The 22,329-nt window shown below is 50.3% G+C and carries 23 protein-coding genes and 1 pseudogene; 10 read left to right on the top strand and 14 right to left on the bottom strand.

Annotated elements, in window-relative coordinates; all coding sequences use genetic code 11:
• Positions 1-18: 18 nt before the first annotated feature.
• On the bottom strand, positions 19-1,476 hold the full coding sequence (locus tag J3L11_RS11185; protein WP_207571032.1) for a HAMP domain-containing sensor histidine kinase: 1,458 nt from the start codon (positions 1,474-1,476) through the stop codon (positions 19-21).
• Positions 1,469-2,194, bottom strand: coding sequence for a response regulator (locus J3L11_RS11180; RefSeq protein WP_189617297.1), 726 nt, complete (start codon positions 2,192-2,194; stop codon positions 1,469-1,471). The genes J3L11_RS11185 and J3L11_RS11180 overlap by 8 nt, the downstream gene beginning before the upstream one ends.
• Before the next feature lie 177 nt (positions 2,195-2,371).
• On the opposite strand from J3L11_RS11180, the gene J3L11_RS11175 reads away from it, so the two are divergent.
• Entirely contained in the window at positions 2,372-2,734 is a 363-nt protein-coding gene (locus J3L11_RS11175; RefSeq protein WP_207571031.1) for a hypothetical protein, read from the top strand.
• A gap of 96 nt (positions 2,735-2,830) precedes the next feature.
• On the opposite strand, the gene J3L11_RS11170 is transcribed toward J3L11_RS11175, so the two are convergent.
• Positions 2,831-3,988 (bottom strand): iron-containing alcohol dehydrogenase, encoded by a 1,158-nt coding sequence (locus tag J3L11_RS11170; protein WP_207571030.1) that lies wholly within the window; start codon positions 3,986-3,988, stop codon positions 2,831-2,833.
• Positions 3,989-4,159: 171 nt separating this feature from the next.
• On the opposite strand from J3L11_RS11170, the gene J3L11_RS11165 reads away from it, so the two are divergent.
• Positions 4,160-5,041 carry an AraC family transcriptional regulator gene (locus J3L11_RS11165; protein ID WP_207571029.1) on the top strand — a complete coding sequence of 294 codons (882 nt, stop codon included), beginning with the start codon at positions 4,160-4,162 and terminating at the stop codon, positions 5,039-5,041.
• Here J3L11_RS11165 and J3L11_RS11160 read toward each other — a convergent pair.
• The 4 genes and pseudogenes from J3L11_RS11160 to J3L11_RS19660 all read right to left on the bottom strand — a co-directional run.
• Positions 5,035-6,672 (bottom strand): PepSY-associated TM helix domain-containing protein, encoded by a 1,638-nt coding sequence (locus J3L11_RS11160; RefSeq protein ID WP_207571028.1) that lies wholly within the window; start codon positions 6,670-6,672, stop codon positions 5,035-5,037. The two genes, J3L11_RS11165 and J3L11_RS11160, sit on opposite strands and share 7 nt — an antisense overlap.
• Before the next feature lie 3 nt (positions 6,673-6,675).
• Positions 6,676-6,957: a hypothetical protein gene (locus J3L11_RS11155; protein WP_189617292.1), complete on the bottom strand. Its 282-nt coding sequence runs from the start codon at positions 6,955-6,957 to the stop codon at positions 6,676-6,678.
• The gene (locus tag J3L11_RS11150; RefSeq protein WP_189617291.1) at positions 6,954-7,217 is read right to left on the bottom strand and encodes a hypothetical protein; all 264 of its coding nucleotides are present in this window, start codon (positions 7,215-7,217) and stop codon (positions 6,954-6,956) included. Before J3L11_RS11150 ends, J3L11_RS11155 begins: the two co-directional genes overlap by 4 nt.
• A 221-nt stretch (positions 7,218-7,438) precedes the next feature.
• A pseudogene (locus tag J3L11_RS19660) lies at positions 7,439-7,576 on the bottom strand (excalibur calcium-binding domain-containing protein); the annotation flags it as partial.
• Positions 7,577-7,872: 296 nt separating this feature from the next.
• On the opposite strand from J3L11_RS19660, the gene J3L11_RS11140 reads away from it, so the two are divergent.
• The 4 genes from J3L11_RS11140 (at position 7,873) to J3L11_RS11125 (ending at position 11,053) form a co-directional block, all read left to right on the top strand.
• Positions 7,873-8,736 carry a patatin family protein gene (locus J3L11_RS11140; protein ID WP_189617290.1) on the top strand — a complete coding sequence of 288 codons (864 nt, stop codon included), beginning with the start codon at positions 7,873-7,875 and terminating at the stop codon, positions 8,734-8,736.
• Between the two features lie 18 nt (positions 8,737-8,754).
• Positions 8,755-9,624: a PfkB family carbohydrate kinase gene (locus J3L11_RS11135; RefSeq protein ID WP_133038193.1), complete on the top strand. Its 870-nt coding sequence runs from the start codon at positions 8,755-8,757 to the stop codon at positions 9,622-9,624.
• A 329-nt stretch (positions 9,625-9,953) separates the two neighbouring features.
• Entirely contained in the window at positions 9,954-10,673 is a 720-nt protein-coding gene (locus J3L11_RS11130) for an MOSC domain-containing protein (RefSeq protein WP_207571027.1), read from the top strand.
• A 2-nt stretch (positions 10,674-10,675) separates the two neighbouring features.
• The gene (locus J3L11_RS11125) at positions 10,676-11,053 is read left to right on the top strand and encodes a DUF4870 domain-containing protein (RefSeq protein ID WP_207571052.1); all 378 of its coding nucleotides are present in this window, start codon (positions 10,676-10,678) and stop codon (positions 11,051-11,053) included.
• A gap of 4 nt (positions 11,054-11,057) precedes the next feature.
• Here J3L11_RS11125 and J3L11_RS11120 read toward each other — a convergent pair whose 3' ends face one another.
• Both J3L11_RS11120 and rsmD read right to left on the bottom strand, forming a co-directional pair.
• Entirely contained in the window at positions 11,058-11,351 is a 294-nt protein-coding gene (locus J3L11_RS11120) for a DUF1145 domain-containing protein (RefSeq protein ID WP_207571026.1), read from the bottom strand.
• Positions 11,348-11,929 (bottom strand): 16S rRNA (guanine(966)-N(2))-methyltransferase RsmD, encoded by a 582-nt coding sequence (rsmD, locus tag J3L11_RS11115; protein WP_207571025.1) that lies wholly within the window; start codon positions 11,927-11,929, stop codon positions 11,348-11,350. Before rsmD ends, J3L11_RS11120 begins: the two co-directional genes overlap by 4 nt.
• 243 nt (positions 11,930-12,172) lie before the next feature.
• On the opposite strand from rsmD, the gene ftsY reads away from it, so the two are divergent.
• The 4 genes from ftsY (at position 12,173) to rpoH (ending at position 16,176) form a co-directional block, all read left to right on the top strand.
• Positions 12,173-13,501 (top strand): signal recognition particle-docking protein FtsY, encoded by a 1,329-nt coding sequence (gene ftsY, locus J3L11_RS11110; RefSeq protein WP_207571024.1) that lies wholly within the window; start codon positions 12,173-12,175, stop codon positions 13,499-13,501.
• Positions 13,502-13,503: 2 nt separating this feature from the next.
• Positions 13,504-14,190, top strand: a complete 687-nt coding sequence (ftsE, locus tag J3L11_RS11105; protein WP_133038188.1) for a cell division ATP-binding protein FtsE — start codon at positions 13,504-13,506, stop codon at positions 14,188-14,190.
• Positions 14,191-14,198: 8 nt separating this feature from the next.
• A complete protein-coding gene (ftsX, locus tag J3L11_RS11100) occupies positions 14,199-15,161 on the top strand; it encodes a permease-like cell division protein FtsX (protein ID WP_133038187.1) in 963 nt (320 codons plus the stop codon).
• Between the two features lie 157 nt (positions 15,162-15,318).
• Entirely contained in the window at positions 15,319-16,176 is an 858-nt protein-coding gene (gene rpoH / locus J3L11_RS11095; RefSeq protein ID WP_133038186.1) for an RNA polymerase sigma factor RpoH, read from the top strand.
• A 64-nt stretch (positions 16,177-16,240) separates the two neighbouring features.
• Here rpoH and menE read toward each other — a convergent pair whose 3' ends face one another.
• From menE to J3L11_RS11070, 5 genes are all read right to left on the bottom strand, one after another.
• A complete protein-coding gene (menE, locus tag J3L11_RS11090; RefSeq protein ID WP_207571023.1) occupies positions 16,241-17,635 on the bottom strand; it encodes an o-succinylbenzoate--CoA ligase in 1,395 nt (464 codons plus the stop codon).
• Positions 17,636-17,638: 3 nt separating this feature from the next.
• Positions 17,639-18,682 carry an o-succinylbenzoate synthase gene (gene menC, locus J3L11_RS11085; protein ID WP_207571022.1) on the bottom strand — a complete coding sequence of 348 codons (1,044 nt, stop codon included), beginning with the start codon at positions 18,680-18,682 and terminating at the stop codon, positions 17,639-17,641.
• A complete protein-coding gene (menH, locus tag J3L11_RS11080; RefSeq protein ID WP_242695206.1) occupies positions 18,679-19,488 on the bottom strand; it encodes a 2-succinyl-6-hydroxy-2,4-cyclohexadiene-1-carboxylate synthase in 810 nt (269 codons plus the stop codon). Before menH ends, menC begins: the two co-directional genes overlap by 4 nt.
• Complete coding sequence (menD, locus tag J3L11_RS11075; RefSeq protein WP_207571021.1) at positions 19,470-21,191, bottom strand: 2-succinyl-5-enolpyruvyl-6-hydroxy-3-cyclohexene-1-carboxylic-acid synthase; 1,722 nt, start codon at positions 21,189-21,191, stop codon at positions 19,470-19,472. The genes menH and menD overlap by 19 nt, the downstream gene beginning before the upstream one ends.
• A gap of 89 nt (positions 21,192-21,280) precedes the next feature.
• The coding region (locus J3L11_RS11070) for a LysR family transcriptional regulator (RefSeq protein WP_207571020.1) at positions 21,281-22,329 on the bottom strand (1,049 nt) is incomplete at its 5' end.

The raw sequence follows: 22,329 nt of genomic DNA, 5'->3' as shown, positions 1-22,329 counted from the left end.
CGACTGTCAGTCAGGTGCTTAATGCCGCGAGAGACTGACCGTTGCTTTAAGTCCAGATGGCTGATTAGGCTGCAATAGTAGGTTGCCGCCATAGGCGGTCGCCAGCGAATGGGTGATGGCGAGTCCCAAGCCCACATTGGAGCTGTCAGTGTCACGTGCCTCGCTGAGGCGGGTAAACGGTTTTAAGACTTCTTGCAGCTTATCGGCGGGAATACCTACGCCATTATCGGCGACACAGATACGTAATTGCTCATGATCTTGCGCTAATGCCAGCGTTATCTGCGCATTGTTTCCAGCGTACTGAATAGCATTATTGATCAGGTTTTCGGTCATACGGCGCACGCTCACCGGGGGGATATTACCGGTTAAGCCAGGTTGTGGCTGGTAGTGGATTTCGACCCCTTTCTCATCGTATTCATCGACAATCGTCTGCAACAGACTATCAATGTTGGTCATTTGTCTTGGCTCTCGGTTGCTATCGTTTTTAGCAAAACGCATGGTCGCCGTCAGCATTTTCTCCATAGTGCCGATGGTCCGCAGCAGTTGCTGTTTATCTTCACTCTCTTCAATAAATTCTGCCCGCAACCGCAGGCTGGTCAGCGGTGTACGTAAATCGTGAGAGATTGCCGCGAGCAACTGCGTGCGCTCTTTGATGTAATCAGTCAGTTGCCGTTGCATATCATTGAAGGCATTAATAGTTGGTAACAGATCGCGCGGCACCTGACTATTCACTTCCTGCACCTGTTTATTACGGGCAAAGGCTAATGCGGCGCTGCCTAACTGCGCAATCGGCGTCAAAGCCCGGCGGATAACCAGCAGTGACAACAATATGGTCAACAGCATGACACTCGCCAGCGCGATCAGCACACTGTTGGACCAATGGGTAATATCGGTTTCCATGCCAGAAGAAAAGTTCAGCCACTGTCCAGAAGCGAGTTTTACCGAGCCATCAATGGTGGCACTGTAATTAAGATTACGTCCTCGGCCTGCAAATGGTGCTCCGTTACGGCCAGGTTTGGTCGATGCGCCACGCATCATGTCGCCGTTATTCATCATCCCCCGCATGCCTTCCATGTTGTGTCTGGAAAGATCCATCAACGGCCTTTGTGATTGTGAAATCAGCGTCAGGTTGGCTTCTGTAATGCCGGCAGCGGCCAACTGTTGGATAAATCGTCGACTCATGTTGTCGGTTTGGCTGGCGGCGGTGACACGTGGTGTGTCGGTCAATGACAGTTGTAAATCAGAACTGCTACTGGCGTTGAGGATGGACTGGTGCAACGATTGCGGGGTTTGTTGCAGTGTGTCTGCCACCGCAATCACTCGCTGTACTGCGCCGGATACAGACAACTGGTTGAGCCGTTGTGATTTATCGTATGACAACAGAAACAGCGTCAGTAAAAAACTCAAGGCAAAACCAATCAGGATCACCAGCCCTATCTGGTAAATCAGCGGTTGCCGTTGATACCAGTTAACCATGGCTGACCTCACAACTGAGCTGATAACCGCCGCCCCAGATGGTTTTAATTAATCTGGGCTGTTTCGGATCCGGCTCGATTTTCTTACGTAACCGGCTGATCAGCGTGTCGATGGCACGGTCATAAACATCGGCACCGCGACCTTGTACCAGGCGCAGAATATCTTCCCGGCTCAGTACCACATTGGGATGGGCTAAAAATGCCAACAACAGCGTAAACTCGGTCGATGTCAAGGCGACCAATGCGCCCTGAGGATCTTGCAGTTCGCGAGAAAGGGTATTGAGTTGCCAATCGGCGAACCGATATAACGTTGGGCTGGTACTTAACTGTTCATCTAGGGTAGGGATGGCAAAATGGCGCCGCAGTACAGATTTGATCCGTGCCAACAGTTCACGTGGGTTGAACGGTTTAGGAACATAGTCATCAGCCCCCACTTCCAGACCAACAATACGGTCAATCTCTTCCCCCAGCGCTGTCAGCATGATGATGGGTACGTTGCTGGTGCTGCGAATTTCGCGGCAGAGGGTGATACCGTCTTTCCCTGGCAACATTAAGTCGAGGATAATCAGATCAAAACGCTGGGTCGCCATCAATTTTTCCATCGCTGCCCCATCGGCCGCTGTGCTTACCCGCAGGCCGTGCTGTTGCAGGAAGCGCTGCAGCAAATCGCGAATATCTTTGTGGTCATCCACGACAAGTATCTGATAAGCCCGTTCCATTTCAACCCCTTATAAAGCCCCTTGGTCATTACTATATACAGATTGCACAGGAAAGTGTGGCAAAGTTTGTCAGTGCTATAGATTGTGACTGTTTGTCAGAAAAGAAGGGAATTGCGACACACATCGGCTGCGGGTTCTTGCTGTAATAAAGGCGTACACAGCAATAGGAGAATTAACATGAAAACTTTTATGAAAGCAGCTTTGATGGTTAGCGCGCTGGTCATTTCTGCCGGTGCATCCGCTCACTACTGGGGTTATGGTTTTGGCATGATGAACAGCAATAACCCGCAGTATAAGACCATGCAGGCGTTGCATCAGAATCCAGAGGCAATGCAAAAATGGCGCGACAGCATGCGCAATGATCCTCAGGCGCGGCAGCAGTGGATGCAGCAAATGCACGCTAACGGTGGTCGAGGTCAGCATTTCGCCATGCGTGGCAGCTGTGGTGGTACCCCGGCGTTTATGGGCCGAGGCATGAGATGGCAGGCACAACCAGGTAATGTATCAGCGCCTGCTCCAGCCCCCAAAGTGGTGAAATAAAGGTAAGTTGTTAGTGAAAATCAGGGCCTGCTGGCCCTGACTTTTTACACTATTAGCGATCATGAACCTTGATATGTTGTCAGCCCAAAGTGCTGGTTACCAGGCTTGTTCCAAGATCTGGCGGCTGACTGCTGGCGTGATTGCTTGGTGCTCTCCCAGTTTTACCATACGATGGGCTTCCAAGGCAGAGATGATATCGTCGATATCAGCTTTTGCCACATCGTAATCCCGGAGCCGGGTTTTAATGCCCAGGCTTTCAAAAAATTCACGGGTTTTGGCAATTGCGGCATCAATACGCTCTGCATCGCTGCCCGTTGTAATATTCCAAACGCGCTCAGCATATTGCAGTAATTTTGTGTGTTTCTGCTCGCGGCATACCTGCCACAATGATGGCATGACAATCGCCAATGTTTGTGCATGATCAATCCCAAAACGGGCAGTCAGTTCATGACCTATCATATGAGTTGCCCAGTCTTGCGGTACCCCAGTGCCTATGAGGCCGTTAAGGGCGTTGGTGGCGGCCCACACCAGATTGGCGCGCGCATCATAATCCTGTGGCTGTGCTACAGTGATCGGCCCCACTTCAATCAGCGTCTGCAGCAATCCTTCGGCAAAGCGATCCTGCACTTTTGCTTCAGCAGCATAAGTCACGTACTGCTCGCATACATGGACAAAAGCATCGACTACGCCATTTGCGACTTGGATTTTTGGCAGCGTGAAAGTCAGACTCGGATCAAGTACTGAAAATTGCGGATAGCACTGCGCATGAGTGATACCAAATTTGCCTTTAGGATGGCTAACCACCGCAAAAGCATTCATCTCTGAACCTGTGGCGGGCAACGTTGCAACAGTGGCCAGCGGCAGTATCTTACTGCTGTCAACGGCGGCGGTGCCGTTCCACAGTAAGGTGGCTGCATCACCTGCAAAATGGGTCGCTAGCGCCACAAACTTAGTACCATCCATTACCGAACCACCGCCAACAGCTAGCAGGAAATCGATGTTTTCTGCTTTTGCTAAGGCAGCGGCACGCATCAGTGTTTCATAACGTGGATTGGCTTCTATCCCGCCAAACTCGAACTGTTGGCGAGTACCAAGTGCTTGTTTGACTGCCTCAAGGGTACCAAATTTTTTAACGCTGCCACCGCCATACAACACCAATACCCGCGCTTGCGGTGGTATCAGCTTGTCGATTTCGGCAATGCGGTCTTTACCAAAGACGATATGAGTTGGATTACGATAATCAAAGTTAAACATGGACACAGTCTCCATTTGCCAAGCATAGTTCAATGGTTGCCATAGTAATCCTCTGCCAGCGAAGCGCCATACCCATTGCTGGCCAATTTATGCCTATTCCTGCTTCATACTGTAAAATAGTGGTCATTTGATGGTTAAATACTGCTGATTTCTGCAAATGAGGATTAATTGATGTCTGAAATAGCGCGTCTGATGGCGGCACTTGCCCCCAAGAGCGGTACTTTTGCTACCGTCATACCGGGGATCCGTATTTTCCGCGCTGACAGCTATCGCAGCCGCCGCCCTATGTATTACTGGCAAGGCATCATGATTGTGGGACAGGGGCGCAAGCGATTATTCATCGAAGACAACGTATTGGAATATAACCCTCAGCAGCCATTGGTGATGACGGTGCCAATGCCAGTTGAATGTGAAACCTTTGCCTCAGCCGATGAGCCTACTCTAGTGATGATGGTGGATATTGATGCGCAGCAGCTCAGCCACGTGATCCACCAATTAAGCCAGCATTATCGGTTACCGGTTACTCAGGATATGAGTCGTCAAACCGGGGTTTTTCTCACCCAAAATAGTGAGTTGCTCAACTGTTGTATTGAACGATTGTTGTGTGTATTGCAGTCGCCATTGGAAGCTGCAGTGCTGGGGGATGGCATAGTGCAGGAACTGCTATTCCGTATTTTGCTGAGCGAGAACGCGGCTCCGCTGTATGCGCTGGCCTCAGCACATAGTCGTCTGGCGCGGATCGACAAAGCGCTACAGTTCATGCACCGACATTACAGCGATACCGTTGAAGTGGAACATTTGGCGGAGTTGGTCAATATGAGCAGCTCGGCATTTCACCGTTGTTTCCGCGAAGTAACCGCGTCATCGCCGATCCAATATCTGAAGAAGTTGCGCTTAAATCGGGCACGGGAGTTGTTGCTGCAAGGGGCGCGGGTAAAGCAAGCGGCGGCAGGGGTCGGGTATGAGAGCGCTGCGCAATTTAGCCGTGAATTCAAACGTTATTTCAATCAGAGTCCCGGCAACTATGCCAGGACTCCCGAAGAATTTCAGTAAACAGACAAGCGTGAAGCAGGCGTTGCCGAATTTTGTTTATCGATGATAGCCCAGATGCTATCTGCAGGACCATTAACTGTCCGTTGTTGCGTCAGACGCGCACTGTAGAGAAAGCCGAAAGCGAATAACAGTGCCACTAAATCTACCATCAGGGTGGTCAGTGTGTGCGGTGCCCAAATGCCTAATGACGGCGCATAAGTTGCCAGCACGGATGTTAGTGGCATGGCGATACAAGCGAGCGCGCCTATCCGCAGCAGATGAATGGCAGCACGGGCGGCACCACGCCAAAAACTGTACAATACCGCGGCGGCAAAACACAGATAGTAACTCCACAGATAACTGTAATTGATGTTGGTGACCCAGCTATACAGCCATTTCCCTAACAACATGGTGATTGCCACCGCAACCATTGCCCCAAGGCAACAGCCAACGGTTGCCGCTGCCATCAACCGCACCTTTCGTGGCTGCTGTGGCAATTCCGCGCCTTTTTGTTGCTGGCGGCGTTTTTCCAGCCACAGCAGGTTGCCACTGTAAAACAGCATGGCGCCACTGAGTCCCATAAAAAAGTAGAGCCAACGTCCTGGCATACCGCCAAAACTGCCAAAATGTAGTCCGAAGAATACCGCAACGATACGGCCCCATGTGCCTGCTGCCGTTGGCGAGAAGGTACTGAACTGAGTTTCCAGTGAATAGGGTTGTAACGACAAAAAGTCAGCCAAAGGGCCTCGCATCAACGCTTGCTCATTGTACATTTCAATCCGCACGGCCGGGCGTGGAGTATCTAGTCCCATAAACGTGAGTGTACGCGCCTCATATCCTGGCGCATGTTGATTAGCGGTGGCAATGATTTCACGAATGGGGGGCAAATGGGTAATGTTCAGTGGTTGCACTAGCGGTGCACCGCGGCTGAAGCCGGGTGTCTTACCATACACAAACTCTCCCAGCGCATCGTAAAAGACATCGTGAAAGGCAAACACCACGACCGTAATCGCAATGACGATATGAAAGGGTAATGCGGTGATCCCTAACAGGTTATGACTGTCCAGCCAAAATCGGCTTGGCCCCTTCTTTTGTCGCAACGCAAACAGGGTTTTGACCAAGGTCGGTAGCAGAAAGATGACGCCGGAAATCAGCGCCATAAAATACAGTATCGAGGCCACCCCCATCACCAGTACCCCTAGTTGTTCATGTCCCAAATTCCCGGGGATACCTGCCGTGCGATGTAATTGATCGATCAAGGTACCGAGTTGGCTTGGCTGCACTTTCTGGGTCAATAACTGACCATGTTCATCCAATGTTGCTTGCCATTGTTCAGCATTTAGATTCAGTCCTCGGCCACCACCATGACTATACCAAGTCAGCGGTGCATGCTTGTCATCCTCCAGATGCAAGGTAAAGCCTTTAGCAATCTCGGGATGTTGCTCCAATGCCTGCTGCAACAGCTCATCGGCCTGAGCCGTGGCGATTTGCGGCAATATGCTGGTAGGCGGTGATGCCCAGGCAGACAGTTGTGGCTTGAACATTGTCAGTGCCCCAGCGAAGAAGCAGATAAATAGTAAGATACCAGCTGTAATGCCAGTCCAAAGATGCACTTTCTGATAGATCCTTAGGATATCACTGCGGATTTGCATGGTTTACCTCAACAACAGCAGCAGGCCCCAGGCCAGCAGGTTGGCACCACCGAGCCACAGCAATGCCCGACGGGTGGAATGGAACAAATAGACAAAGCTGAGCACGCTTAACCAGATGGGGGCTAGCAGCCACATGTTGAACTGATATTTATCTTGGGCATCAATGCCTCCAGGGCCGAACCAAGCAAAGCAACCCACCAGTGCCAGCGCTAGGGCGAATCCCAGGAATAGGCCGCAAACGGTTTTACCAAACCAGTCAGGCTGGATTTTACTGCGCTCATTCATTTCAGCGGACTCCCGCGTAACAGCGATAAAAACGGAATCCATCCTAATAAGCTGCCCAGCAATAACAGCCACAGAAAAACTGCGGCTGTTGTACTTAGTAACAGGTTCCAACCTACTAATGCCGCCAGCAACAGCGCATAAGACAGGTAACGGTAGGGTGCCACGGGTAAGGGCGTGTGGAGCAAGGCTTGTTGTTTACTGCTCAGATACAGCAGTGTACTTGCTACCAACATGGTAAGAATTAGGGCGCTATACCACATGAAAATTCCTTATAAAGTGTGGGCATCAGCAACTTAAGAATGAAGAAATGAGCCGCAAAATAACATAATCACATTCAATATCAAATGATATTTATTATCATTTGTATTATTAAGTTTGGCAATTGTGATGTGTGCAGGAATTCACGCATGATAGTGAGGCTTGGCTGGACAAAATGGCCGCTGAGTATCCGGAGGCCACGTTTACATTGCGGAGAACGTGATCACCAGCGACTGTCTCGCTCGCAGGGGATCCCGTCATGGTCGCCATCCATTTTGACATTAGGACAGTGGCGCAGGAAAAACTCGGCTTCTGCTCGAGAACGCATCTGTGAACAGTATTGGCGGCCATCACATTTAAATTGAGGTGGAATTTCGGGTAGCCGTTCCTCGATACTGTCTATCACAGTCGGCTGCCATTCTGGTGATGCTACAACCTTGTCTTCGTGGCCCGCTAATCGCTGCCAGATCATCCAGCAGGCATAGGCAAAAATCAGATAGAACAACAACCGTTTCACTATTTCTCTCCTTGTGACAGTGAAAACTCATACGACGCTAGCTTAGCATCTGCTGAAAAATATCCAATGTCAGTGACAAAAGGTTTTCCTGTGCTGCCAGCTTGGGTATGCTGCATGCCGTGAAGTTCAGGAGAACAGCAATGGAGCAAACCGCATTAGTGTTGGAAGGTGGTGGACTGCGGGCAATGTATACGGCGGGAGTACTGGATAGCTTTATGGCGGCCGGACTGACTTTTCCGTATCTGGTCGGTGTCTCGGCGGGGGCGATTTATCCGGCATCTTATCTGTCACGGCAAGCTGGACGTAACCTGCAAATTCAGCAAGGTTTCCTTAATGATAAACGTTACATGGGGCTGAGCCATTGGTTGCGCCGCGGTAATTATATCAACGTGGATTTTGCCTACCGTCGTATGGCAAATGAGTTAATCCCATTTGACTTCGAAAACTTCCTAAACAGCGGTTCAGAGTTCAAAGTGGGGGCATTCAACTGTGTCACAGGTAACACCGAATTCTTTGGCATGGCTGATTTCCATGATCATCAGCGATTGCTGGATGTCTTGATTGCATCCTCCAGTTTGCCTTTTATATCGCACCCAATGCTGATTAATGACATACCTTATCTCGATGGTGGTATTGCCGATGCCATTCCGATAAAGCAGGCGCAGGCTGATGGTTTCAGTAAACAGCTAGTGATCCTGACGCAGGATGCTGCGTACCGCAAATCGCCCTTCAAGCCGACTTGGTTGGCAAAGTGGGTGTACCGAGATTATCCCGAGGTCGCTAAAGCATTAATGGTACGGCATCAGCGCTACAACCAGGCGTTACAACAGTTACAGCAGGCGTTGCAGGCTGGCACGGCGCTGGTGATCCAGCCCAAAGCGCCATTGGGGCTGTCGCGCTTGGAGCGTAATATCGACAAAGTGGCGGCGGTTTATCATTTAGGACGCAGCGATGGTGCGGCACAATTGCCTCGCGTACAAGCGTTTCTACAATCTGCTGATTAAGTGTTTTCCAGAGGAAATATGGCCAATATTCTACTGATAGCCAATCTAAATTGTGACCGTATTCTGTTGCTCAACAAAGCGTTACGAACCGGCGGACGCTTTCATTATCAAGACGGCGGTCGGCGCTTGGGTGGCGGTGGCGCCAATACTGGGATCGGACTGGAATGGGCCGGACATAAAGTGGCCTTGGTGAGTCAGGTCGGTCACGATGAGTTAGGCGATTGGGTACTGGCCGAAGCGGGTATGCAAGGACTGGATTGTCGGCGGGTACAACGACATGACGGAAGTACCAGTGAAATCTTGTTGGTGATGACGCCTGATGGCGAACGCACCATTATCCGACCACAACGGCCCACATTTCAGTTAGCCGCTCCGCCACGCTGGCAAGAGTGGGACGCGCTGTATCTTAATACCTCCGCTGAAGGCGCGGTCAGTTGGGCGCATAGCGCTTTGGCACACACGCTGGTGGTGGCGCAGTTGGCGAAAGATGATCGACCGCGGCCCTGTCATGTGCTGCTGTCATCGCATTCCGATATGCATGAACGCACGTCATTAAACTATTGGCAGTTTGCCCAGCAGATTGCCGGTGATGAATTGCGCTATTTTATTGTGACTGAGGGCGAACAAGGGGCACGGCTATACAGTGCTGAAGGGGAAACACGTATTTCTGCCGTGACCGCTGCGGTGGTGGATACTACGGGTGCCGGTGATGTCTACGCTGCGGGGTTGATCCACGGTTTATTGTCGGGGTTGGAGATTACTGCTGCCATGGGCGAAGCCGCGGTGTGGGGGGCATATGCCGTGGCCTCGGAAACCTCAGTGCCCGGCATCGCCTTGCGGCAATATCTGCAGGATGCCAGCAGCGGATGTCACAAAAACACTATATAGACGTCATGTCGCTGTCATGCTGTCCCAATAATATTCGCTGCGAGTACTGAGAAAGTTTTCTGCATACTCTCCCTTCATTCTTCCTTTTAGATGGTTTTTTGGCCTCGCATGATGCGGGGCTTTATTTTTTGTCATACACCTGTCATGGCAATAGCGCATGATTAACCGCGTAACCCTCGTTTGCAGCAATGACGAGAGGTTCGCTCATTTGCTGGTTATTCCTTCCACCCCGTTCCCCAACGGGGTTTTTTTCAAATTTATCGTGTGGCTAATCGCCAGCTTCTGTGATAAAAACTGCAGATTAATTATTTGTTCATCAAGACGTTAAGATGCCATTTTCTCTTTTGCCCGAACATCAACTCTGCGGCCTTTATGCCGGTGACAATCTGGTGTTTCGTGATGGCTTGCCCAGTGGTATTGACAGTAAAAAACCGCAGTCATTGTTACAGGTGACTTACACAGGGGTACTGCATGATGCTCAGGCCGATAGCAAAAACCACGGCGGGGTTGACAGAGTGCTGCATCATTTTCCCCTAGAACATTATCAAGCTTATCAACAGCTAGGGTTAGCCGGAACAACCCATACAGCTCCCGCTATGGGCGAAAATATTTCATCGTTGGGGCTGACGGAACAGGATCTGTTCATTGGTGATATTGTCGCCATCGGTACGGTGCGGTTGCAGGTAACGCAACCGCGGTCGCCTTGCTTTAAGCTCAATGTCCAATTTTGTCAGCCAAATTTTTCACAGGTGATGCAAGATAGTGCCATGTGCGGTTGGTTTTACCGAGTGCTTGATGAGGGCAGTATCCACCCTCAACAGCAGTTGCGCTTGCTGGAGCGGCGTTCGTCGGTCAGCTTAGCGCAGGCGATGACATTATATTTTACGCCACAGTATGATGCCGCGGCTTATGAAAAGCTGTTAGCGGCCGATGGGTTAGCCGCCAACTGGCAGCATAATTTGCAACAACGCCTGAATAACGGTGTGGTGGAAGATTGGCACAAGCGGTTGCATGGGCCTGCGCAGTTACAAACTTTACAGGGAAGCTAGTCATTATGTACGAATTGCCAAAACAGGAACGTGACATGGGGATGCTGGTGCATCTGGCAACATTTGCCGGTTATCTGATCCCCTTTGGTAATATTCTGGGGCCGCTTATTGTGTGGTTGATGAAACGGGAAGACTCAGCGTTTGTCGATGCCTGTGGCCGTAATACCTTGAATTTTCAAATCAGCATGTTGATCTACTATGCCGTTGCCATTGTTTTGGCGTTCTCTCTGGTAAGTTTCTTGCTGATAGGTTTCTTTCTGGTAAGTTTCTTTCTGATTGGACTATTGGTGTTGTTGAATGTGATCTTCACCATCATTGCCGCCATTAAAGCCAGCGAAGGCAAAGTCTTTAAATACCCGCTGGCCATTGGTTTTCTATAAGGTGTTAACGCTTGCGGCTGGCGTCAGAGCTGCGCTTTAGCAGCCGCTGACGATAGTCCAACAGTGCAAATACGCCAAAGACAAAAGCGTTGATATAGTCTTTTGCGCGCAGTGGCAACGCCTGGCTGAACAATGTATGAAAGATCAATGTCTGCAGGCCGTGCATAATGGCGGTAACCCCCAACAGGATATTCAAAATGATGGCGATGTTGCCGTCAAAAGGATGCAGCAGATTGAACAGCATCAGCAGCCATGCAAAGGCGGTGACCAGCTTGCCAATGATAATACTCATGTTCATGCAGTCTGCTCCTGGTAGCGATATAAGCGATAACTGACTTGACCCGCCTGTTTCTCTTTTAAAGGTTGCCATTGCGCGGGCACCTGCAAGTCGTGCAATTCAGTCTCTACCTCCACATAAATCAGCGCGTCATCGTTGAGCCATCCTTGCTGCAACAGCGCTATGGTTGGCGCTGCCAGGCCTTTGCGAAAAGGCGGGTCGATAAATACGATATCAAAACCTTTATCAGCTGGTCGCTGCAGGAGTTGCAAGGTATCACCGACCAGCACTTCCGCGTTGTCACATTTGAGGGTTGCCAAGTTGCGTTTGAGCTGATCCGCGGCGCTACGCTGCAATTCATGAATTCGGGCAAAGGCGGCATAACGCGACAGCGCTTCTAACGACAGCGCACCACTACCGGCAAAACAATCAAGCACACTCGCGCCAGTAAGATGACCACTGAGCCAGTTAAACAAGGTTTCTCTGACTCTATCTGTGGTTGGGCGTAATCCTTCCAGATCCTGTATGGGTAATTTGCGTGACCGCCATTGACCTGCAATGATCCTTACCTGTCCGCTGCCTGGACGATTTCTGGCCATGTTGCCCCCGTTATGTTGCCGACAGAAATAAAGTGGTAAACTGTACCGAATATTTTAAATCCCTTCATAATGCAGAGCGTTAACAGCCAGTTAAGGCTGATGAGGGGAGTGAAGCGTCGCTATTCTATAACAAAGTTGCCGTTGAAGGCGAAAACGCTGGCAGCAGGTAAATCCGCGACCACTGAACAGTGGCCTCCAAGGCTTCTGGCAATTCCCACCCAAGAGATTGAGCACTGAATACTGATGGCAAAGAAAGGTTTATTTTCCTGGTTCCGTAAAGATACTGACGCTGAAACCAAGCCCGAGCTGCAGCAGTCCACGTCTGCATCTGCCGAAACAGCATGCGAGGTTGCAGAAACAGACGCTGCGGCGGCGACAGCGGATACAAATACCACAGTTCCAACGGCCGAAGCAGAGCAAGACCTACCAGACAAAGAGCCTGAGTCGCCGGATGCTGACGATATCGCCGAGGAAGTGTCTGTTACTGATGACCATGCGGTAGGCACTGATGACGAAGTAGCGGTAACTGCAACCATCCCTGCAGAACCTTCAGTCGCTGATCATGTTGCCGCAGCGAAAGCCAGCGATGAACATGGTGAGAAGCTAGAACAACAGCCGGAACCGCAGGCTAAACCACATAAGGAAGGGCTATTTGCTCGACTGAAACGGGGGTTGATGCGCACCAGCGAGAACATCGGCAGCGGTTTTATTGGCTTGTTCCGCGGCAAGAAAATTGATGAAGATTTGTTTGAAGCGCTGGAAGAACAACTGTTGATCGCCGATGTAGGCGTAGAAACCACGCGCAAATTGATCGATAACCTCACCGAACATGCGAGCCGCAAACAGTTAAAAGATGCGGAAGCGCTGTATGCTTTGATGCAACAAGAGATGCTGGCAACCTTGGAACCGGTGAGCCAGCCACTGGTACCGGAAAATACCACGGGTCCGTTTGTGATCCTGATGGTAGGGGTGAACGGCGTGGGTAAAACCACGACCATCGGCAAGCTAGCGAAACAGTACCAGCGCCAAGGTAAATCTGTGATGCTGGCCGCAGGCGATACTTTCCGTGCCGCTGCGGTTGAACAGCTGCAGGTGTGGGGCCAGCGGAACAATATTCCGGTCATCGCCCAGCACACCGGTGCTGACAGTGCCTCCGTATTGTTTGATGCGTTGCAGGCCGCAAAATCCCGTAAAGTGGATGTGTTGATCGCCGACACCGCTGGCCGTCTGCAAAATAAAGCACATCTGATGGATGAGCTGAAAAAAGTGGTGCGAGTGATGAAGAAGCTGGATGACGCCGCACCGCACGAAGTGATGTTGACACTGGATGCCAGCACGGGCCAGAACGCCATCAGTCAGGCACAGTTATTCCATGAAGCGGTGGGTATTTCGGGGATCACTATCAGTAAGCTTGATGGCACTGCCAAAGGCGGCGTGATCTTTGCCATTGCGGATAAATTTGCTATTCCTATCCGTTACATAGGGGTAGGTGAACAGATTGATGATCTACGAACCTTCAACGCCAAAGACTTTATCGACGCCCTGTTCAGTCAGGAGAAGACGGATAGCTGAGTATGATTCGATTTGAGCAGGTCAGTAAAATCTATCCCGGTGGTCAGAAAGCGCTAACCGAGGTGAACTTTCACCTGCAACGGGGAGAAATGGCATTCCTTACCGGTCATTCTGGTGCTGGTAAGAGTACCTTGCTCAAACTGATCACTGTGATTGAGCGCGCCAGTGCAGGCAAGGTCTATATCAACGGTCATGATATTGCCCATATCAAACGCCAGCATGTGCCTTATCTGCGACGGCAGATAGGGATGATTTTCCAGAACCACCATCTGCTGATGGATCGCAGTGTGTTTGACAACGTGGCGTTGCCGTTAGTGATTGAAGGTTTTTCGCTGGGCGAAATTCGCAAGCGGGTGGCAGGTGCGTTGGATATGGTAGGGCTATATGGCAAAGAACGGCATTACCCCATTATGTTGTCTGGTGGTGAGCAACAGCGGGTTGGCATTGCGCGAGCGATTGTGAACAAACCGGCACTGCTGTTGGCCGATGAACCGACAGGCAACCTCGACCCTAAATTGTCGATGGACATTTTGCGGCTGTTTGAGACTTTTAACGATGCTGGCACCAGTGTGTTGATTGCTACCCATGATCTTGGTCTGATCGCCCGTATGAAATATCGTACCCTGACGTTACGGCAGGGGCGTATGATTGGTGGTGAAGCCGATATCGTTGAATCCTTGAGCGATTAGGAGTTGTTATGTCCCCATCTTCGCTGACCCGCTCCAAGCTACCACTCTCTGGCCGCATTGTGATGTTTTTCATCCGTCACATTCAGCATGCCACTGCCAGCATGGGCGAGTTGTGGCGGACGCCGGTGTCCTCCATTATGACCATGGCCGTACTCGGGGTGAGCTTGAGTTTACCGGCGGCATTACAGGTGCTGGTTAAGAATGTTGAAAACATCACGCACTCTTGGAGCAGCGCCGCGCAGATTTCCCTGTTCATAGACGGTAGTCGCTCCGAACAGAGTATTCAAAGCCTGATCGCCCGCATTAAGGTTTATCCTGAAATCAGTGATATCAAATACATCACACGAGCACAGGCACTGGCAGAGTTTCAGCAACAATCCGGTTTTGGTGACGCGCTCTCTTATCTGGATGAAAATCCGCTACCCGCAGTGGTTATTGTAACCCCCAGCAGTCGTTACTCCACCCCCGTGGGTGCTAGAGAGTTATTGGCAAAGCTGGAGCAGGAACCGGAAGTCAGTTTCGGACGGCTGGATATTGAATGGCTGGAGAAACTCCAGGCACTGGTTAACGTGTTGGAACGCACTGTGTTCGGATTGGCAGCTTTGCTGATCCTGGCTGTGGTATTGGTGATAGGCAACACCATTCGATTGGCAATTATGAACCGGCGCAATGAGATTGAAGTGATGAAGCTGGTGGGCGCAACCGAAGCCTTTATTCAGCGCCCATTCCTTTATACTGGCATTTGGTACGGTGTTATTGGTGGTACTTTAGCGTGGCTGATTATCAATCTGTTAGTGTGGTTTTTATCCGGTGCAGTGACTACTTTTATCGGGCTTTATGGCAGCAACATGCAGCTACAGTCGCTGAGTTTCAGTGAATTGTTACAGATGGTGTGTGCCGCATCGTTTCTCGGTTGGCTGGGGTCTTATTTATCCGTACGACAGCACCTGCGGGCCATTGAACCCAGCTGATATTACCGTGAACTAAATGGGACTTGCATTGTCCTATTTGTGGAGCAAAAATAACACTCCGCACCGAGTTGTGTTGACATATAATGTCAATTAACCGATAGTGCAAAAGTTCGGTTGAAATCCTTTAATTGAACTGTAGTAATGAAAGGGAGCGTGAATGACTGATCAAACGCAATCAATGGCACTGATGGTTCCTCAGGGAAGCAGCAGTCTCGAAGCCTATATTCATTCAGTGAGCAGTATGCCAATGCTGGAAGCTGATGAGGAATATGCATTGGCTAAGCGTTTGCAGGAAACAGGTGACCTGCAGGCGGCTAAGCGGCTTATTATGTCGCACCTGCGCTTTGTAGTGCATATTGCCCGTGGCTATGCCGGTTACGGTTTGCCTCAGGCAGATTTAATTCAGGAAGGCAACATAGGCTTGATGAAGGCGGTAAAACGCTTCGACCCCGATGTCGGCGTGCGTCTGGTTTCTTTTGCCGTGCACTGGATTAAAGCGGAAATCCATGAATATGTTTTGAAAAACTGGCGTATCGTTAAGGTTGCTACCACTAAGGCACAACGCAAGCTGTTCTTCAATCTGCGTAAGGCAAAGCAACGTCTTGGCTGGTTCAGCGATGAAGAAGTCTCCATGGTGGCCGATAGTCTTGGCGTCTCCAAGGCGGATGTGACCGAGATGGAGTCACGCATGTCAGCCCAAGATGCGGCGTTTGATATGAGCAGTGATCAGGATGATGACCATGACTTTGCCCCTGCTCTGTACTTGGAGGATCACTCTTCTGATGTTGCCGAACAGGTGGAAAATGATAACTGGGAAGCCAACTCGCAGGCCCGGTTGCTGGCCGCAATTAAAACGCTGGATGAACGTAGTCAGCATATTCTGAAAGCCCGTTGGCTGGATGATGATAAAACCACCTTGCAGGACTTGGCAGACCAGTATCAGGTGTCAGCGGAACGTATCCGGCAGTTGGAAAAGAATGCCATGAACAAGCTCAAAGCATGTATGGAAATTTAAGACTGAGTCAGAATTATCTGAGCCCGGCAAATGCCGGGCTTTTTACATGATGAGAGCCTCGATTTTAGTGAGGGTCGGTGTTGGTCACTTGGGCAATGATCTGCTGCCGTTGCACTTTCAGACCGGTCTGATCAATAGCTGGCCAAGCGTAGTAACGTCTAGGTCGCTTGAATGCTGCAATATACTGGCTAAGAAACGCCTTGATCTCCTGCGCATCTGGCAATTCTCCGCTACGGGTTTTCACTATTGCTGATGGCAGATAACCAAATTTGAGATCTGGCTCTGGAAACACTATAGCTTCAAGAATATCTGGGTGCAGTTTTAATGCGGCCTCTACTTCTTCTGGCTGAATATTTTCGCCACCACAGATGAACATATTATCGGCGCGCCCTTGAATATGCAGTCGTCCCTGTTCATCTAAGAATCCCCGGTCTTTACTGCAAAACCAACCGGACTCATCTATGGCTTTATCCACACTGCCATCATCCTGCAGATAGCCGAGAAACAACGTTTCTCCCCTTACCCAGATGATATTGTCGCGGATTTGCAGTTGGCGTCCTGGCAGTAGTTTACCGCTGCTACCGTCAGTGCGAACTGGCCCTGTGGTAATTTGCGAACCCATTTCGGTCATGCCGTAGCTGGTGAAGACCTGCATGTCCAGCGGTTGTAAACGGTCCAGTAATGACTGACTGATAGCACTGCCACCGAGTAGCAGATACTTGATGAGTAACAGACTGTTAGGCGCCTCATCCAGCAGTTGTTGTAATTGGGTCGCTACCAGTGACAAGTGGCTGATGGGATCGCGTTTGAGTTGTTGTGCTAGGCTCAAGCTGCTGTCAGGCAATACTGTGGTCGCTGCGGCTAGGGCACAGCGATTGATAATCGCCACTCCACCGATATGAAACAGCGGCAATGATGCCAACCAGCCATCACCGGTTTGCAACGCGATTAAGCTACGGCTGCCTTCGGCGTTGGCAATATGTCCAGCCAGACTGTGCATGGCGGCTTTCGGCTTGCCACTGGAGCCAGAGGTCAAAATAATATCAATCGCAGTATCCAGTGCTATTTCTGGTGCAGTGCTATTCGCGGTTAGGGCAAAATTGAGGTTTAATCTCTGACGTGTTTGCCACAGCGGCTGACGAGCATCATCTGGGCACCAGAGGTATTGGATCGCAAAGCGCTGCATCAACCCTTCAAGCTGGCTGTCAGGAAATTTTGGTGACAAGGGACAAAATAGTAAGCCGTTGTCGACGCAGGCCCAGTAAAGTTTCACCAATTCGGCACAATTGCCAGCAATACAGGCAAGTTTATCTCCCGCGTGTAATCCAGCGTCCCGTAGCTGTGTACCTAATGCCAGTACTTGCTGACTTAGATTGCGATAACTGATGCCTCGGCCGTTAGCCATCAGCGCAATGGCGGTGGGATGCTGGCGGGCACTCTGATGCAGGGGCGACAACATCGATTATTTCCCTACACTGAATACAGGAGTAAGCGCTTCAAACTGCAAGCAGGTCTTATGCTGATCGCCAACGATCAAATCCTTGCTAAATGGCGACAGTGTATCAGCGCCCGGGGTTTCATCGGGAGTTAACAGTGCTGCCACCCGGCATAAATCACGGATCCCCAGCGATGCCTCCAGTGACGAACTCAGCACACTACGAATACCCAGCGCATTGGCTTCGTCTACCAGTTGTTGCAATCGTTGCAGTGTGCCTAGCAACATGGGTTTGATCACCAGTGCTCTCAGACCATGTTCGAAGGCATCTTCCGCCACTTTAAAATCCGCTGTTTTGGCCAGCGTTTCATCTAGTGCGAATGGAATGCCGGTGCTGGCGAACAATGCTCGGTTATTTTGCCAGATACGGCAAGGCTCTTCGAAATACTCGATAGCTGCTTTTGGCAGGCAGGCACAGAAGCTTTCTGCCTGTGGCTGCTCAAAGCCTTGGTTGGCATCGAGCCGTAGCTTTAGCTCTGGGCGTAACTCTAGCACGGCATAGATCAGGGCCAGCTCTTCTGCCATAGAAGTTTGCGCTACTTTGATTTTTACCCGACGGATATGAGTGGGTAAGTTGCTGATGCGTTGCTTGGTTAAGGTTATGGGTTCGCCTTCTCGTGGAACCAGTAGCGGAATAGGTTCAAATTGGGGGTGGTGTACTGGTAACTGCCCTGCAATCTTGGCATTGAGCAGACTTAAACCCCACGCCAGCGACGGCAGTTGGGTGAGATTACTGGCGGCAATAAGATCATGTCCGCCTTCTATGACAGACTGTAACAGTAGTTGCGCTTCAATAATTACGTCATCCAGCAACTCGTGGCTGAAGCCGTTAATGGGGCTGCCATCACGATCTAGACCGCTTAACGGGGCGATTTCCACATAATGTTGCTGGTCGCCAACACAGGCTTTGAGCACTAATCCCTGACGCAATTCAATACGCTGTTTCCCTACAGGTAAAGGTGCTTCCAACGGAATATGGTAACGGGCAAGCGCAAAGGAATCGGCAATCATGGGGTAACCTCCGCTGATGAACCTAAAGCGGGTAAAAGCGCTGCAAGAAATTGCTGGGGATTGGCCTGATGGCTGTTATGCCCAGCGGCAGCAATAGCATGGCAGTGGATGTTACTCCGTGTCTGCCAGTGTTGTGCCAACGCGGAAAATTTCGCATCCTGCTGGCCATAATAATAGTGTACCGGACAGCCACAGCTGGCCGGGACCTGATGCAAATCCTGTTGCCAAGCGAGAGACGTGGCACGGAACATCGCCAGTAACGCGTCAGGGCTCTGTTGACTGCGGCGTTCGATTAATAGCGCTCTCTCGGCGTCAGATAACTCGGCAAACACGGGCTGTTGATACCAGAGTGCCAGAAATTGCTGTATCGGCAGGTGTGCAAGTCGGGTAGCCCATTGCGAATCGCTAACGGCGCGTTGTTCCTTTTCTGCCACCGTCAGTAAGCCAGGATGGCAGGACTCCAGCTGCAGACTCAATAAACGCTGTGGTGCCATTTGTGCGACATGCAAAGCGATACGTCCACCCAGAGAATAACCCAGCAGATGGAAACGGTTTACCCCGAGATTGTCCAGTGTCTGCAACAGGAGCTCGACCGTCGCCTTGAAACCCGGCTCTGGCACCCTCTGGATGCTACTGTTGCCATGCCCTGGCAGGTCGATAGTAATACAGTAAAAATGTTGGCTTAGGACGGGTAATAACTGAGCCCAATCCGCGCCACTACCAAGAAATCCATGCAACAGCACCAGATTAGGTTGCCGATTGTCGCCTGTACATTGATAGGCCAGCATCAGCTTTGTCTCACCCATTGACCCAACTGAGCAATCTGCTCGCTGGCTTGGGTCTGACTGACGCGAACTTCAATCACTGACGCTCCGTCATATGCTAAGGCTTCTTGATAGGCATCATTGAACGCCTGTAAATCTTCCACCCGGTTATAGGGCAGACCAAACATGGCGCTGCCGTACCCAAATTCCAGTCCGTGTTCGAGGCGGTAATAGCGTTGGCGCACTTGTTCATCGGGCACCGGCAAAATGTTAAAAATACTACCACCATCGTTATTGAGAATGACCAGCACTAAAGGTCCTTTAGCCTGTCGCGCCAGTGCCAGAGAGTTCAGATCATGCAACGCGGAGATGTCACCAATAATCAGTGTTGTCGGTCGCTGCTGATGGGCTGCTACACCACAACTGGTCGCAATCAGGCCATCAATACCGGAAGCGCCACGATTGGTGTAGGTCTGCGCAGCGTCGGCCGTCACTGGTGCAAACATATCGTATAACCGCACCGGCAAACTATTACCGATGAACAGTTGCTGTTTCCCCGGTTGCGTGGCGGCTATGGCCCTGATCACCTGTGCTTCACCAAACGGACCATTATCTATCTGCTGTCGGAACAGTTGGTGTAACTGTTCATTGACCGTGATTAGCTCCAGTGCCCAGTTAGCAGCAGAGGAGCGTGGCCAGTCGAGTGCGGCAAACGCTGTCAACGGCGTCAGCCAGATTTCTTTGGCTTTGTGGTTGGGATCCAACCTTTGTTGTGATGGCAATACTTGCCAGTAACTCTGCCAATCCTGTTGTGCTAGATAAGCAATTAAGCGCTTTGACAGCAAACGGCCGCCAAACACCAATACCCGGTCAGCGCGCTCCAATAGTGCTTTGGCTTTAGGTTGCTGCAGCAACTGATCAATATTGCCGATAGCTGCTGGGTGCTGCCGCAGCTGTGACTGGGCATCGGTCAAAAGGGGCCAGCCCAATTTGGCTGCTAACTCTGTCAACTGCGCTGGTTGTTCTGCAGCATCTAGGGTGCCAGCGATAATAACGCCCTGACCATGGGCAAAGCGGTTGAGCATGTCGCGACTTGGTAATTGCCCCGAGATTAACCGACTGTATTGACTATAGGGTTTGGCATGGCCTTGCCAGCGCTGCAATGGTAACAGGTAATGATGGAGTTCCTGCGCTAGCGGCGCGTGCAAATCCTGCGGATATAATGGTTCGCGGAACATACAGTTGATATGCACCGGGGATTGTTGATTGCAAACCGCTTCATCCACGGTTGTTAGCAGTGTTTGTGGTGCGATAGCCAGATCCGGTGTTGGCAGATTAACGGGTCGTGCATATTGGCCATAAATCTCGGGCTGATGGATTGCCTGATTGGCCCCACAGTCAATCAATTCCGGTGGACGATCTCCAGATAACACAATCAAAGGTACTTGCGTCAGCCAGGCTTCAACCACTGCTGGCAATAGATTGGCAACCGCGGTGCCGGAAGTGGTAATAATTGCCACTGGGGCACGACTGGCCTTCGCCAGTCCCATGGCGTAAAAGCCCAGTCCTCGTTCGTCAAAATGCAGATGTTGTTGCAGCTTCGTCTGCCTGGCCGCCGCCAAGGTCAAAGGGGTAGAACGTGAGCCAGGAGCCATACACACATGTTGTACTCCCAGCCGCGCCAGTTCTTCCAGGATGAGTTCGCCCCAAAGTAGATTCAGATCGGCGTGTTGATTCTTTTGCATAAACAGACACCCTGTGGTGGATGGCTGTTAGTGTAACCTGTTTGCGGTATGCAATGTATGTTCAGATAGTTAAAAAACGTGTCAGGCCGTTACACCAGGGCCTGGGTCACTTCTCTTACTTTCTGTTTGAGCCAATTTAGCTCAATATCATTACTATCGGTCGGCGCTACCATTTCAACGGTTTTGGGTTCGGCGATGCCAAACATGCGCATTGTTTCGGATTCCGCCAGCTTACAGCCATGTAATGTTGGTACATCGGCCAGCAGATCAAAAACGGACTTATAAGGCACCAGACATACCGCCTGGCTTTCTTCCAGATAATTAAACAGCGATGAAACACTGCTAATGCTGATCTCTACATCCAGTTGGATCTCATTACGGCGGCACCAATCTTCAAACGGACAGGTTGCGTGCGGATTACAACCGAGGTCAGTTTTGATAAAAGGAAACTTGGCAATCGATTCGAGGGTGATTTCCTGCTGCAACAACGGATGTTTACTGCTACAGATCAGGAAAATATCTTCCAACCGTTTCAACGATTCGATCTCGTACTGACCATCGACCAGTTTCATGGCATCTTGATGGTTACCACAGCAAACGCCCATGGTAATTTCACCATCCATAATCCCCTGTAAAGTGCTGTTATTCCACGGCACAATATTCAGATGGAACTGTTTATCTTCATTACGGATAGATTGCATTAAGGCTTTGGGATATAAATAAGTGACTAAGCCCGGAACAGCCACTTCAAACCAACGTTCACTATTTTGTTGATTATTGGCGAGATTGTTAAAACTATGCGCGTGATCTACTATTTCTTTCGCAATTGGATAGATCCGCTTAGCATATTCGTTAGGAATTAATCCATATTTCTTTCTATAAAATAATTCGTTGCCAAAAATTGTTCTAACATTTCTTAAGCAACGGCTAATCTTTGATTGCGGTACATTGAGGATTTTTGAAACATGGGTAGCTGATTTGTTTTCACACAATCCAACAATGATCATTAAACTCAGTAGGTCGAGTTTTTCAAAATCGATGTGTTTCATTGTTAGTACTCCATTTGTGGAAATTCCTATTGCAATTAGATTAATAAAAAAAATGAAAAATGGAAAATCCAAAAGGTGTGTTATATCAC

The sequence above is a fragment of the Shewanella sp. 4t3-1-2LB genome, from assembly GCF_017368415.1.
In the GTDB taxonomy this organism is placed as follows: Bacteria; Pseudomonadota; Gammaproteobacteria; order Enterobacterales; family Shewanellaceae; genus Shewanella; species Shewanella fodinae.
Note: the sequence above shows the minus strand (reverse complement) of the source record. Positions and strands in the feature narration are given on the sequence as shown.